The sequence below is a fragment of the Nonomuraea sp. C10 genome (assembly GCF_008017515.1).
In the GTDB taxonomy this organism is placed as follows: domain Bacteria; phylum Actinomycetota; class Actinomycetes; order Streptosporangiales; family Streptosporangiaceae; genus Nonomuraea; species Nonomuraea ferruginea.
On the sequence record NZ_VPFF01000003.1, the window covers coordinates 2,424,960 to 2,438,559 of the forward strand.

At 73.1% G+C, this 13,600-nt stretch carries 12 protein-coding genes; 11 read left to right on the top strand and 1 reads right to left on the bottom strand.

Going from position 1 to position 13,600, the window contains the following annotated elements; all coding sequences use genetic code 11:
• The first annotated feature begins 74 nt into the window (after positions 1–74).
• Entirely contained in the window at positions 75–458 is a 384-nt protein-coding gene (locus FR742_RS43525) for a hypothetical protein (protein ID WP_148036996.1), read from the top strand.
• A gap of 5 nt (positions 459–463) precedes the next feature.
• Positions 464–1,795 (top strand): WXG100 family type VII secretion target, encoded by a 1,332-nt coding sequence (locus FR742_RS45005; RefSeq protein ID WP_187281635.1) that lies wholly within the window; start codon positions 464–466, stop codon positions 1,793–1,795.
• Positions 1,796–1,799: 4 nt separating this feature from the next.
• On the opposite strand, the gene FR742_RS43535 is transcribed toward FR742_RS45005, so the two are convergent.
• Positions 1,800–6,461, bottom strand: a complete 4,662-nt coding sequence (locus FR742_RS43535; RefSeq protein WP_315970667.1) for an FtsK/SpoIIIE domain-containing protein — start codon at positions 6,459–6,461, stop codon at positions 1,800–1,802.
• A gap of 1,189 nt (positions 6,462–7,650) precedes the next feature.
• On the opposite strand from FR742_RS43535, the gene FR742_RS43540 reads away from it, so the two are divergent.
• The 9 genes from FR742_RS43540 to FR742_RS43580 are packed head-to-tail and all read left to right on the top strand — an operon-like array spanning position 7,651 to position 13,530.
• Complete coding sequence (locus FR742_RS43540) at positions 7,651–8,313, top strand: hypothetical protein (RefSeq protein WP_148036997.1); 663 nt, start codon at positions 7,651–7,653, stop codon at positions 8,311–8,313.
• Position 8,314: 1 nt separating this feature from the next.
• Positions 8,315–9,028: a hypothetical protein gene (locus tag FR742_RS43545; protein ID WP_148036998.1), complete on the top strand. Its 714-nt coding sequence runs from the start codon at positions 8,315–8,317 to the stop codon at positions 9,026–9,028.
• Positions 9,025–10,320: a CpaF family protein gene (locus tag FR742_RS43550; protein WP_148036999.1), complete on the top strand. Its 1,296-nt coding sequence runs from the start codon at positions 9,025–9,027 to the stop codon at positions 10,318–10,320. Before FR742_RS43545 ends, FR742_RS43550 begins: the two co-directional genes overlap by 4 nt.
• A gap of 2 nt (positions 10,321–10,322) precedes the next feature.
• Complete coding sequence (locus tag FR742_RS43555; RefSeq protein ID WP_148037000.1) at positions 10,323–11,165, top strand: type II secretion system F family protein; 843 nt, start codon at positions 10,323–10,325, stop codon at positions 11,163–11,165.
• Complete coding sequence (locus tag FR742_RS43560) at positions 11,158–12,078, top strand: type II secretion system F family protein (protein WP_148037001.1); 921 nt, start codon at positions 11,158–11,160, stop codon at positions 12,076–12,078. The genes FR742_RS43555 and FR742_RS43560 overlap by 8 nt, the downstream gene beginning before the upstream one ends.
• Positions 12,079–12,315: a hypothetical protein gene (locus FR742_RS43565; RefSeq protein WP_148037002.1), complete on the top strand. Its 237-nt coding sequence runs from the start codon at positions 12,079–12,081 to the stop codon at positions 12,313–12,315.
• Positions 12,312–12,734, top strand: coding sequence for a TadE/TadG family type IV pilus assembly protein (locus FR742_RS43570; protein WP_148037003.1), 423 nt, complete (start codon positions 12,312–12,314; stop codon positions 12,732–12,734). The genes FR742_RS43565 and FR742_RS43570 overlap by 4 nt, the downstream gene beginning before the upstream one ends.
• Complete coding sequence (locus tag FR742_RS43575) at positions 12,731–13,123, top strand: TadE family protein (RefSeq protein WP_246639349.1); 393 nt, start codon at positions 12,731–12,733, stop codon at positions 13,121–13,123. The genes FR742_RS43570 and FR742_RS43575 overlap by 4 nt, the downstream gene beginning before the upstream one ends.
• Positions 13,120–13,530, top strand: coding sequence for a pilus assembly protein TadG-related protein (locus FR742_RS43580; protein WP_261809083.1), 411 nt, complete (start codon positions 13,120–13,122; stop codon positions 13,528–13,530). Before FR742_RS43575 ends, FR742_RS43580 begins: the two co-directional genes overlap by 4 nt.
• Positions 13,531–13,600 lie beyond the last annotated feature (70 nt).

The following is a 13,600-nucleotide window of genomic DNA, read 5'->3' on the forward strand; positions in this document are numbered from 1 at the left end:
CTCTGTGTCTTCTGTACGGAAAAGGAACTGTTCGAGTAAGGTGCATGATCGAGTGCCCTAAGGGGGGAGGTCTCGTGGGAGCAGCAAAACCGCCCGAGGACTGGCCGGGCCTGGTCGCCGAACGGGACGGCGTCGGGTACGACGCCACGAAGATCACGAACGTCGCCGAGGCGTTGCGAGAGATCATGAAGCCGATCAACGGTGGCGGCTACGGCGAGCACCAGGGCTCGATCCAGGACCTCAGCATCAACGGCTCGCTCTCCGACGTGCGCACCCAGTTGCGCAGCATCGACCGCAACCAGGGCACCGAGTCGTTCGCCACGACGCTGGAGACGGCACACCGGGAGTTCCTCGACGTCTACGAGGACGTCCTGGAGAACTTCTCCACCGCGATCGCGCTGGTGGAAGCCGGAGCCGGCACCTACAGAGTGACGGACATCGTCAACCAGGGGGTGTGAGGGGCATGGGTGGGACCAAGCACGAGATCCACCTGATCAAGCCCTCCTGCGGCAGCTGGGCCGTCGAGACCGGAGGCCGCAGCGTCGAGCAGGTCGTGACCTTCATCAAGGGCTTCAACCTCACGAGCATCACGCAGGCGGCGAGTTCGTACGAGGACGCCAAGACGGCGGTCGAGACGGCCAGGGAGGCCATCAAGACCCAGGCCATCAAGCTCGCCGAGGTGTGGGAGGGCGAGGCGTCGGTCGAGGCGCAGACGGCCCTCGGCATCCTCTACGTGACGATGGGCGAGCTGGCCACCAAGCTCGGTGCGATGCACACGCCCGTCGACAACCTCGCCAGCGTGGTCCGCGAGCACCAGGCGTTCGTCGAGGACTCGTGGAAGGGCATCCTGCCGACCTGGACGAACGGCGGAGGAACCGGCGCCACCTGGGACGACAGCATCCCCGACATCTACAGCGCCTACGCGGGCTACTACGGCGGCGACGGCAAGGTCCTGAACGAGGCCAAGACCGACTTCGGCTCCCCGGACGAACTGGCCGGACTCCACCTGCAGACGTTCACCAACGACCTCGTGGTCGTCCACCAGGCCATCCCGGACACCGTGGACAAGAGCCTGCGCGACATCAAGCCTCCCGGCATGCCGCAGGACGATCCCACGCAGGTCGACTACCCCACGGGCCTGCCCACCGGCAACCCCTCGCCGTACTCCAACACCGGCCTGGGCCTGAACGGCGGCACCGACGGCACGGGCAACCCCGGCGGCCCCTCCTTCGCCGATTACGACCCGAGCACCGGCCTCCCGAACCCGAACGGCGTGAACCCGAACGGCACGAACCCCAACGGCTATGACCCGAACGGCAACTATCCCCCCGGAACCAGCGTCCCGGGAGGCACCGTCCCCGTCGGCTCCACCACCGGCCCCGACAACGGCACGCAGCCGTCGGTCGACACGGCCGGCCTGAACCGGAACCCGCCCGGCACCGACGGCACCACCAGCCTGGCGGACTACAACCCGACCACGTCCGGCTACTCCCCGACGGGCACCACGCCCACGACGGCGACCACCCCCGGATACACCACGCCCACCACGTCGGCCACGCCCGTCACCTACGGCGGCACCGGCATCGGCACCGGAGGAGCCCTCAACCCCGGCCAGGGCACCAGCCTCGGCACCCGCTCCGGCACCGGCGCCGGGATGCCCTTCCTCCCGATGGGCGGCATGGGCGGAGGGGGCGGCGGCGGCGACTCCCGGGACCGGGAGTCCACCACGTGGCTGCACGAGGACGACGACGTGTGGGGCGACGACACCGGCTCGGTGAACAGCAGGATCGGCTGACCCCTCAGGCGTCGCCCGGCAGAGCGGCCTGGACAGGCGTGATGGTGCCCGTCGTCACGAGGAACCCCCGACCGGGCGGCCCGCCCACCGTGCCGCGTGGCAGCCGGATGGTGAAGAGGTCGCCGTCGGCCTGGCCCTGCACCGCCAGCAGCAGCCCCGTACGGGACTTCCGGGTCTCGGCCGCGAACCCGCGGTAGGCGACCGCCAGATCCCCGGTCGTGCCGGCGATGAGCAGGCCGTGGTCACCGTCCCTCCCGGACCGGAGCACCTCCTCCAGGGCGGCGCCCAGCGGGGAGTCGGGGTTGACCAGCTCGGCGTCGTCCACCAGCACGACGTAGTGACGCCGGTCGGCGACCACCTCGGCGAGGTTGTCCGCGTTCCCGTCGAGCACCGCCAGCGCCCCGTCCAGCTCCCGCAGCGGGCTGCGCCGCGGTGCCACGGCGACGACAGAGGTGCCGCGCGCGATCAGGGACCGCGCCGCCGTCATGAGCGCCGACGAACGGCCGGAACGGGCCGGGCCCGCGATCACCGCGCCCGGACCGTGCGCCAGCAGGTCGAGCCCCAGCGGCGCGAGCGCGTCGCCGCCCGCCCCGACCAGCGCCCACAGCGGCGACGGCGGGCTGAACGACGGGTCGAGCTCCAGGGCCTCCGCCGCGGTGATGCGCATCGGCAGCGCGTCCACACGCAGCGGCCCCTGCCCTGCGGCACGGGACAGTCCCGCCCCTGGCGCGCCGCCCACCGGCATCCGGTCACTGACGGTACGGGCGAGCGCCTGCAATGCCGCCACCTGCGCCGGACCGGCCGGATCGGGGGAGAGCAGGGCGATGTGGTGCTCGACGATGCCGTGGTCGCCGAGGGACAACGCCCGGCCCGGCGGTATCGACGCGGGCAGGCCCTTGATCGGGAAACCGGCCAGCCCGTAGTCGGAGGGATCGGACAGACGCAGGAGCAGCCGGTCGTCGAACACCGTCGACACCTGGCCCAGCAGCCCCGACCGGTCACTGGTGATCACCGCCCGGAACCCCACGGCCGGTCCCTCACGCAGGAGCTGGAGCAGCGCCTCGATCAGGCGGCCGTAGTCGTAGCCCTCGAACGCGGCCACGAAGCCCTCCCAGCGGTCGAGCATGAACACCATCCAGGGGAGCCGGTGGCCCGCCTGCCGGTACTCGGCCAGGGAGGCGTGCCCGGCCTCGGCGAGGAGCTGCTGGCGGCGGCCGATCTCGGCCCTGAGCCTGGCGAGCAGGCGCTCGACCCGGTCGAGCTGGTCACGGGTCACCACCGCCCCGCAGTGCGGCATCGCGACCAGCGGCAGCAGCGCCCCCGACCCGCAGTCGATCGCGTGCACGTGCGCGTCGGCGGGGGACACGTGCGCCGCGATGGACCCGGCGATCGTCCGCAACGCCGTCGACCTGCCGCTCCGCGCGGCACCCGCGATCAGCAGATGCCCGCCGTGCGCCAGGTCCAGCGCCAGCGGCCGCCGATCCTGAGCCCACGGCCGATCGGTGATCCCGAACGCCACCGGCGCCACCTCGGCCACCACCCCGTCCCCCTTCACCCGGCCAGGACTGAACTCCCGGAACGGAACCCCCGAAGCCTGCAACGGAACCCCCCGCCCACCGCCCGAGGAAGCCGCCACCTCCCGGTCACCGGCACCGCGACCCCGAGCGGCGTCCCTGTCGCCCGCACCGGGACCGCGAGCGTCCCCGCTCCCCGCGAGGTGGGAGGCCGCCGTCTGGCGGCCACCCGGACTCTGGGCACCCCCTCCTTCCGTGAGGGAGACCGGTCCCGCACTTCCGGACGCTCCAGGGCCGCGAGCGGTGTCCGCTCCGCTCCTCGGGCCGAGGGCCGCAGTGCCGTCACCCGTACCGAGGTCACGAGCGGTGTCTGTCGGCAGGGGAAGGACGAACCGGCTGGGGAGAGGTTCGAGCCACGGGCTCGGCTGGGGTGGGACGCCCGCCAGGCGGGCCGCCTCGATCAGGGCGTCGGCCAGCAGCGTGAGGTCGGTGACGGTCGCTTCCTCCTCGGGCTCCGGAGGCCGGGGCAGCGGCCGCCCCACCATGCGCCAGCCGACGTCGATCACCCGGACGGCGGCGGACTGCCTGTCGTGGGGGCCCGTGACCGACGCGGGGGCACGGCCGCCGACCCGGGCCGTCTGCACGGCGCTCGCCGCCCCCATCCCCGAACGCACGTAGCAGCGGCCCGGCGTGGTCTTCGAGATGTGCGCCGCGTCCGGCAGGTCGATCACGTCGGAGGACTCGGCCGGCTCGGTCACCCGCAGCGCGATCCGGAGCGAGGTGTTGGCCTGGATGTCGGCCGTGACCACACCCGCCGGCCGCTGGGTGGCGAGTATCAGGTGGATGCCCAGCGACCGGCCACGACGGGCGATGTCGACCAGGCCGGTGACGAAGTCCGGCAGCTCGGCCACCAGCGCGGCGAACTCGTCGATGATGAGCACCAGGCGGGGCAGCGGCTCGGAGCCCGCGTAGTCCTCGATGTCCTTGGCGCCGGAGGTGAACAGGAGACGCTCGCGCCGACGGAGCTCGGCGGCCAGCGAGTCGAGGGCGCGCTGCGTCAGATGGCCGTCGAGGTCGCTCACCATGCCGACCGTGTGCGGCAGGCGGGTGCACTCCTTGAAGGCGGCGCCGCCCTTGTAGTCGATCAGCACGAACGTGAGCTGGTCGGGCCGGTTGGCGGCGGCCAGCGCGCAGATGAGCGTCTGCAGCAGCTCCGACTTGCCCGCGCCGGTGGTGCCGGCGATCAGCGCGTGCGGCCCGTCCAGCCGCAGGTCGACCGCGAACGGGCCCTCGGAGTCCATGCCGATCACCACCTCGGTGGAGCCCCGGCCGCGCCATCGGGCGGCCAGCTCCCGGCCCGTGGCGGAGCGCAGGCCCAGCAGGTCGAGCAGGCGCACCGCGTCGGGGAGGTTGCCCTCGGTGTCCTGCCTGCTCACGTCGCGGATCGGGGCGAGCGACCTGGCCAGGCGGTCGCACCAGGACGCCGACACCAGATCGGTCAGCACGGGCCCGATGACGTCGAGACCGCCGCCGCGCAGCACCACCCGGCCGTCGGAACCGCAGGCAGCGACCGTGGCGCACTCCTCGGGCAGCAGCCGCTGGTCCTCGTCGACGGCCACCGTGTAGACGCCCGCCCGGGGCCCCTGCCGCAGCACCTGGGGCATGCCCGGCAGGCCACGCAGCGCCTGGGCGCCGTCGACCACGACCAGCACGTCGTACGGGCGGGTGTCGAACGCGGCGAACGCCGGAGGCTCCGGCCCGCCCAGGTCGTCCCACCCCGTCGGGACCTTGCCGAGCTCGGGGATCGAGGTGTTCTGGCGTTCGTCGATGAGGGCGGCCAGCTCGCCCACCCGCTTGGCCGCCGACTCCGGATCGGCGCCGATCAGCGCGACGCACTCCTCGCCGCCGCGCGGGGCGCAGTGGGGCAGCCAGCGCGCCCAGCTCCAGCGGCGCTCGCCGTCGGGGTGCGCGGAGAGGATCACGATGGCCAGGTCGCGCGGGCTGTGCAGGGTCGCGGCCTGGCCGACCAGCCATCCGGCCAGGCCGGTGGCGGCGTCGCGCGGGCCGGTGACGCCCGCGACCCCGAGCCTGCGCATCGGCAGGCAGACCGGCACCGCGCGGCAGACCGGCGGGTCGATCGGACCGCCCTGCTCCTCGCTCAGCTCCAGGTTCGCGGGCAGGTCGGCGAGCCCGATCCGCAGCCTGAGCGCATCCTCGTCGTGGATCCTGCGCTCCCACAGCCGCCTGCGCGGGCCGATGGCGGTCAGCAGCACCTGTGCCGGGTCGGGCGAGTCGGACCGGCGCCGCCGCTCGTCGTCCGCCCTGGCCGCCTCCACCTCCTCGTCATGGGCGGCCAGCAGCGCGCGGTACTCCTTCATGGCCTTCCGGTGCTGCTTCTTGCCGTGGCGGCGGTCGCTCCACCACTGGCCGACCATGATGACCGGCGTCATCAGCGCGAACAGCAGGAAGTACCACTGGTCGAGCACGTACGCGAGCGTGACCCCGATCACGGCGGGCAGGAACGCGGCGAGCAGCTGCAGCCGCATGCCCTCCGCGCGGGTGGGCTCCTTGGGCTTCTTGAACGTGCGGCGGCCCTCGGGACGGCGCAGCCTGGGCGGGCGGTTGTAGGCGACGCCGCCCTCCAGCCGGGGCGTCAGGTGGGCGTCGCGCGGCTCGATGGCGGTCAGCGTGAACAGCGACGAGCCGCAGGCCAGCAGCGTGTCCTCCGGCCACTCGACGGCCTCGCCGAGCGGCAGGGAGCCCAGCTCGGGCGCCGGACGGCCGGCCTCGGCGGCGAACTCGGCGGCCTCACGCTCCGCCACCCGGGCCGACAGCTCGGCGACCTCGTCGGCCCAGCGGCCCTTGAGCTTGAGCCGCGCCTGTTCGGGAGCCGCGCGCAGGGCCCGCTCCACCGTGATGGCGTCGGGCGTCACCCGGACGGTCACCGCCTCGGGGGCGAGCTCGGGATCGGCCACGGCGATGGCGCACAACGGGTCGGCGCCGATGACGTGGGCGCCCAGGCCGAGCCGGTGCACCGCCCCGGCGGCCGGCCCGCCGACCACGCGCACCTCGGCGACCCCCGCGGGCTCCTCGACGATCGTCGTACGGGCCAGCCGCGCATCGAGCGTGACCTTGTCGCCGTCCCGCAGCACGGCCCGCGCCGGAGCCCGCGGATCAAGAGGCCGCCCATTGCGCCACAACACCAAGGGCCCCGACGGGACAGCCCCCGCACCGGAAACATCCGCCGGCCGCGACCTCTCGCCCGGTCCGTAGGGAAAGTCCGGCGGAAACGCGGCACCATCCGGCGAACGCGAGCCCTTGTCCGGCCAGTAGGGCACGCCCGTCGAGGACGCGGCCCCGTCCGGCGCGTGGGGACGCTCCGGCGAACGCGAGCCCCTGTCCGGTCCGTACGGGAAGCCCGGCGGGGGCGTGGCATCGTCCGGCCGTCGGGGGAAGCCCGGCGGGGACGCACTGTCCGGCCGTTGGGGGTTCGGTGGGGGTGCGCCGCCTGAACCGTTGCGGGAGCCGGAGTAGGGAGGGGAGGTGCCGGGGCGACGGTGCCCGGGAGGACGGCCGGGACTGCCGGAGGCCGCTCCGGGAGCTCTCCCGTACGGGTCCCCAGGAGACCTGCCGGGTGGGTCCGCAGAAGACCTGCCGGGATCGCCCGGGAACGGGGTCCCAGTGCCGGAATCTCCGGGGAAGGGGTTTCCGGGGAAGTGGCCCGGGGCGCCTGGGGGCCAGTCGGGGGTGGGCGGGCGGTGGTGGTCGTCGTGGGCGGGACGTCGCTGCCCGGGGACCTGGCCCAGTGGATCGTCGGCGGGCGACATGCCGTAGGGGGCGCGGGCTCGGGGCAGGCGGACGACGGGGGCGAGCGGCCCCCGGTCGCCGAGGGCTTCGCTCACCGTGGCCACGGTGGCGTCGTCGTCGCCGTCGATCACGACGTCACGGTCGCCCTGCTCGCCGAGCACGGTGAGCATGATCCGCATGGGCCGTCTCCTCGGTCGGATTCGGGCGCCAAGGTAACGCCCGGAGCGAGGCTAGGCCCCCGGGTTGACGGCAATGGCATGGATTCCCGCCCCTGTGGACAACCGCCGCCGACGCCAGAGCACGTTGTAGGGATAAAACACAAAAAGTCCCGCAATAAAGCACTGATCAATATCTTCGCGTCCCATAGCCAGATCAATCACAGCCGTCAACCCGGTAGAAACAATAGGCATTGATTATGACTGGTTGACACACCTACTCCTGCGAAACCAGCATGGTTCCTCGCATTCACCCCCCACTTCCGCAACCCAATGCACATAATGGCGGACATTCGACAATTCACCCGTGGGAGCCCGATTGAGGACCAGTGAAAAGCCCGCCGCCACCACGGCCGGTTTGTCAGGCCCGGCCTCGCGCAAGCTTCCCGTGCCGCCGCGCGAGCGCAAGCCCGCCCTGGCCGCCCTCGCCGTGCTCCTCATCCTGGGCGGCGCGCTGGCCACCACTCTCCTCGTGCTGCGCAGCGGCGACCGCGTCTCCGCGATCCGCGTCACCCAGCAGATCGGCGCCGGCCAGCAGTTCACCGCCGACGCGCTGGAAGAGGTCCAGGTCGCCGAGACCGGCGTCGACTTCGTCAGCTGGTCGCAGCGCGAGCAGGTGCTCGACAGCTTCGCGGCCGTCACGATCCTGCCCGGCACGCTCCTGACGAACGCGATGGGCGTCAAGGAGAGCTCCGAGCTCGGCCCCGGCAAGGCCGTGGTGGGCCTGGCGCTCAAGCCCGGCCAGATGCCCACGGGCCTGCGCGAGGGCGACCGTGTCCAGGTGGTGTACGTGCCCGCCCGCGGCTCGGCCGACGAGAGCCGCGTCCTCGTACAGAACGCCCTGGTCCACAGCGTCGGCGACCGCGGCCGCACCGGCGCCGGGCAGATCACCGTGATCGTCGACACCCAGGTGTCGCCGGTGGTGCTCCGCTTCGCCTCCAGCGGCGAGGTCGCCGTGGCCGAGCTGCCGGGAGAACGCTGAGGTGGCCCTGATCGTGCTGGCCGCCGACAAGGGCGCCCCCGGTGTGACGACCGCCGCCACGGCGCTGGCCGCGGTGTGGCCGCGCCCGGTGCTGCTGGCCGAGTGCGACCCGGCGGGCGGCGACCTGGCCTACCGGCTGCCGGCCGTCGACGGCGGCGTGCTCAACCCGGGCAAGGGCCTGCTCACGCTGGGCGCGACGGCCCGGCGCGGCCTGGACCCCGCGCAGATCCCCGCACACACGCAGAAGGTGATCGGAGGGCTGGACGTGCTGGTCGGTCTCACCCACGGCGAGCAGGCGGCCGGGCTCACCTGGCTGTGGGGCCCGCTGGGCCGGGCGCTGGCCGGCATCCCCGAGGCCGACGTGATCGCCGACTGCGGCCGGCTGGGCGCCCACCCGCAGCTCGGCGACCTGATGGCCGAGGCCGACCAGGTGGTGCTGCTCGCCCGCGCCACCCTCGACCACGTCGCCCACCTGCGCGAGCGCCTGTCGATCAGCAAGGCCCACGGCGTCGTGGTGATCGCCGACCCGCGCAGCTACCGCGCCTCGATCGAGGAGGTGCGCCGCATCGTCGGCCCGTACGTCGGCTTCGTGCACGGCCTGGCCCACGACCCGAAGGGCGCCGAGCTGCTGCGCGGCCAGTGGGGCGGCAGGCTCGACCGCTCGCTGCTCATCCGCACCGCACGCGACCTCGCCGGACGGCTGGTGACCCGATGATCGACCACGCCCTCGTCAAGAGGTTCCGCCAGGAGGTCGGCGACCGGCTGGCCCACCAGCGCAGGCTCGACCAGGCCAACGGCATGCCGCCGATGACCGGGGAGGACGAGCGCCAGTTCGCCCGCGCGCTGATCTCCCAGGTGCTGGAGGAGCACGCGCGCGGTGAGATCGGCCTCGGCCGCACCCCGCCCACCGTCGAGGAGGAGGAGGCGCTCGCGGCCGGCATCCACGCCGCGCTGTTCGGCGTGGGCCGCCTGCAGCCGCTGCTCGACGACCCCGAGGTGGAGAACATCGACATCAACGGCTGCGACCGCGTGTTCGTCAGCTACGCCGACGGCCAGGAGCTGATGCACGACCCGGTGGCCGAGTCCGACGAGGAGCTGACCGAGCTCATCCAGATCCTCGCGGCCTATTCGGGGCTGTCGAGCCGGCCGTTCGACACCGCCAACCCGCAACTCGACCTGCGCCTGCCCGACGGGTCCCGGTTGAGCGCGGTGATGGACGTGACGGTACGGCCCGCGGTGTCGATCAGGCGTGCCCGGCTCGGCAAAGTCTTTCTTTCTGACTTAGTCGGAAATAACACAATAAGCCCGGAGATCGGGCGTTTCTTGACGGCCGCCGTCGCCGCCAGGAAAAACATCATGATCGCCGGCTCCACCAATGCCGGAAAGACCACCCTGCTGCGCGCGCTGGCCAACGAGATCCCGGCGGGCGAGCGCCTCATCACCGTCGAACGCGCCCTGGAGCTCGGCCTCGACCAGTTCGCCGAGCTCCACCCGAACGTGGTCGCCTTCGAGCAGCGCCTGCCCAACTCCGAGGGCCAGGGCGAGATCACCATGGCCGAGCTCGTCCGCAGGTCCCTGCGGATGAACCCGAGCCGCGTCATCGTCGGCGAGGTCCTCGGCGACGAGATCGTCACCATGCTCAACGCGATGACCCAGGGCAACGACGGCAGCCTGTCGACCATCCACGCGAACTCCAGCATGGAGGTCTTCAACCGCATCGCCACCTACGCCCTCCAGGCGAGCGAGCGGCTGCCGATCGACGCCACCCACATGCTCATCGCCGGCGCGATCGACTTCGTGGTCTTCATCGAGAAGCGCAACGACTACCACCGCGGCGGCACCCTGCGCCGCTACGTGTCCAGCATCCGCGAGGTCAACGGCTGCGACGGCCGCGTGCTGTCCAGCGAGATCTTCGTCCCCGGCCCCGACGGCGCCGGGCTGCCGCACGCGCCGGTCTCCTGCCTGGAGGAGCTCATGGCGCACGGCTACCACCCGGGAGGCTGGTGACCATGCCGGGGCTCGACCCGCTCGCCCTGCTGACCGGCGCCGCCGCCGGGGGCGGCCTGTTCCTGCTCATCGTCTCCCTGTACGGGATGCGCCCCCGGCCCGCGCAGCCCAAGCGCCACCTCGTACAGAAGCTGACCACCCGCACGGCCGTGGCCGCGATCGCCGCCCTCGTGGTCCTGGTGGTCACCGGGTGGCCCGTGGTGGCCGTCGGCACGGTCCTGCTGGTGTTCGCCTGGCGCGGCCTGTCCGGCGGCGCCGCCGAGGAGCGGGCCGCCATGCGCCGCCTGGAGGCGCTGGCCGCCTGGACCGAGTCGCTGCGCGACACCATCGCCGGCGCGGCCGGGCTGGAGCAGGCCATCCCGGCCTCCATCAGGGCCGCCGCGCCCTCGCTCCGCCCTCACCTGCGCGCGCTGATCGACCGCCTGCACACCAGGATGGCGCTGCCCGAAGCGCTCAGCCGGTTCGCCGACGACCTCGACGACCCGTCCGCCGACCTGGTCGTCGCCGCGCTCGTGCTCAACTCCAAGCTGCGCGGCCCCGGCCTGCGCGACGTGCTCGGCGCGCTCGCCGTGTCGGCCCGCGAGGAGCTCGACATGCGCCGCCGGGTCGAGGCCGAGCGCCGCGCCACCCGCCGCAGCGTGCAGATCGTGGTGGGCACCGCGCTCGCCTTCGCGGCCCTGCTCGTCGTCTTCAACCCCTCGTACGTGAACGAGTACGACAACGCCCTCGGCCAGGCCGTGCTCGTGGTGGTCGCCGGCCTGTTCGGCGCCGGGTTCGCCTGGATGCGGCGGCTGGCCAGGTTCGACAAACCCAGCCGGCTGCTGATGGGAGGCGACCATGGTTGAGGGCGTGCTGGCCGGCGGCCTGGCGGGCCTCGGCCTCTTCCTGCTCGTACGGGCGATCTTCCCGGCCCGGCCTGGGCTGGTGGCGCGGCTGCTGGCGCTGGACGCGGTCCGCGAGAGCACCGACGCCCCGCGCATCAGCCTGCTGCTCCCCGAGGAGTCGGTCGGCGCGTTCCGCCGCGGGCTCGGCGCGCGGCTGGCGGCGCTGTACGCCGCGCGCGGCTGGGAGGCCCGGTCGGTCAGGGCGGACCTGGCGCTGGTGGGCCGCTCCTTCGAGGGCTTCCTGGCGACCAAGGCGCTGCTGGCGGCCAGCGGGCTGCTGGCGTTCCCGCTGCTGTTCGGCTGGCTGCTGCTCATGGGGTGGGGCGCGTCGCCCGCCGTCCCGTTCTGGGTGGCGGTGCTGGCGGCGGCCGTCTTCTTCTTCCTGCCCGACCTGCAGGTCCGCAAGGAGGCCGCGGCGCGGCGGCGCGACTTCCGCCACGTCGTCGGCGCGTTCCTCGACCTGGTGTCGATGAACCTCGCCGGCGGCCGCGGCGTGCCCGAGGCGCTCATGATGGCGGTCTCCGTCAGCGGCGACCAGCCCAACTGGGCCATGGCCCGCATCCGCGACGCACTCAGCGGCGCCAGGATCGTCGGCATCACCCCCTGGCAGGCGCTCGGCCAGCTCGGCGAGGAGATCAACATCGACGAGCTGCGCGACCTGTCGGCGGCGCTCGGCCTGGTCGCCGACGACGGCGCCAAGGTGCGCTCCTCCCTGACGGCGCGGGCGGCCACGCTGCGCCGCCGCGAGCTGGCGGAGATCGAGGGCCGGGCCGGCGAGCGCTCCCAGTCGATGCTGGTCGCCCAGCTCCTGCTCTGCGCCGGCTTCGTGATCTTTCTCAGTTTCCCGGCCGCTATGAAGATGTTGGGGTCATAAATGAACCATCCGTGGATCGTCTACACCGTCGCGCTGCTGCACGTGCGGATCCACCGCGCCCGCACCGCCCCGAGCCGCGGCGCCTCCGCCGTGGAGTGGGTCATCATCACGGCCATCGTCGCCGGGGTCGCGCTCGGCCTCGCCACGCTGATCAGGTCACTCGTCGAGAGCAAGCAGGCCGAGATCGAGGGCTCCTTCGGCGGGGGCGGCGGTGGCGGTGGCGGTGGCGACGAGTGAGCCGGCGGCGCGACGGCGGCGCGAGCGTGATCGAGCTCGCCCTGCTGATGCCCGTCGTGCTCGCCGTGGTGCTGCTGATCGTGCAGGTGGCGCTCTGGTTCCACGGCCGCCAGGTCGCCGAGGCGGCCGCGCGGGAGGGCGCCCGTGTGGCGCGCGCCGCCCCCACCGACTCGGACGGCTGGGAGGAGCAGGCGAGGGCCCAGGCCAGGGACGTGGTCGCGGCCATCGGCCCGCGGTTGCTGTCCGGCGCCGAGATCACCACCGCCGAACGCGAGCCCGACGAGCGCCACGTCACCGTGACCGGCAGCGCCGTCCAGGTCATCCCGCTGCTGCCGGAGCTGGCCTTCACGATCACCGCCACCGCCGGCGGCCCTGTCGAGTGCTTCCGGCCCGACGACGGTGGAGAGGACTGCGGTTGAGCGGCGGGGACCACGGCTCGATGGCGGTCGAGACCGTGCTGCTGGCCCCGATCTTCGTGCTGTTCCTGCTGTTCCTGGCCGGGGCCGGGCGGCTGGTCGAGGCCCAGGGCGAGGTGAACGGCGCGGCCAGGGACGCCGCCAGGGCCGCCTCCGTCCAGCGGACGCTCGACGAGGCCCGCTCGGCGGCCGAGGAGATCGCCACCGCCGCGCTCGAAGGGCAGTGCGCGGGCCCCGCCGTCTCGCTCGACGGCTCCCGCTGGGAGGAGGGCGGCGAGGTGCGCGCCGAGGTCACCTGCGAGCTGGACCTGGGCTTCCTCGGGTTCGGCGCGGCCAAGACCATGACCGGCACCGCGGTGGTGCCGCTGGAGCAGTTCAGGAGGGTCGATTGAGGCGGCGTGAGCGCGGGTCGATGTCGGTGTTCACCGTGCTCTTCTCCGTGGTGGTGTTCCTGCTGGCCGGGCTGCTCGTGGACGGCGGGGCGGCGATCAACGCCCGGCTGCGCGCAGCCGACATCGCCGAGCAGGCGGCCAGGGCCGCCGCCGACCAGGTGGACGTCGACCAGTTGCGGGAGGGCGGCCAGGTCCAACTGCTCGGCGAGGCCGAGGTGTGCGCCAGGGCCGGCGAGGTGCTCGACGCGCATGGCGACGACGGCATCGCGCTGGCGAGCTGCACCGTCGACGGAGACCAGGCCGTGGTCGCCGTCCGGGTGCCCTGGACGGCTTTCTTCCTGGGCGCCATCGGCTTTCCGGGCTCCGAGATGGAGGCCGAGGCCGCCGCGGCTCCTGAGGCGCGGTGAGCCAGACCGATTCGGGCCGGTCGGTGGAGAAGAAACCGGCGAGTCGGGACGCTGGACGTGAAAGGGGAGT

Excerpts from the sequence above, each read along its gene's own strand:
- FR742_RS45005 (WP_187281635.1), top strand. The coding sequence starts at position 464 with ATGGGTGGGACCAAGCACGAGATCCACCTGATCAAGCCCTCCTGCGGC.
- FR742_RS43550 (WP_148036999.1), top strand. The coding sequence starts at position 9,025 with ATGATCGACCACGCCCTCGTCAAGAGGTTCCGCCAGGAGGTCGGCGAC.
- FR742_RS43555 (WP_148037000.1), top strand. The coding sequence starts at position 10,323 with ATGCCGGGGCTCGACCCGCTCGCCCTGCTGACCGGCGCCGCCGCCGGG.
- FR742_RS43560 (WP_148037001.1), top strand. The coding sequence starts at position 11,158 with ATGGTTGAGGGCGTGCTGGCCGGCGGCCTGGCGGGCCTCGGCCTCTTC.
- FR742_RS43565 (WP_148037002.1), top strand. The coding sequence starts at position 12,079 with ATGAACCATCCGTGGATCGTCTACACCGTCGCGCTGCTGCACGTGCGG.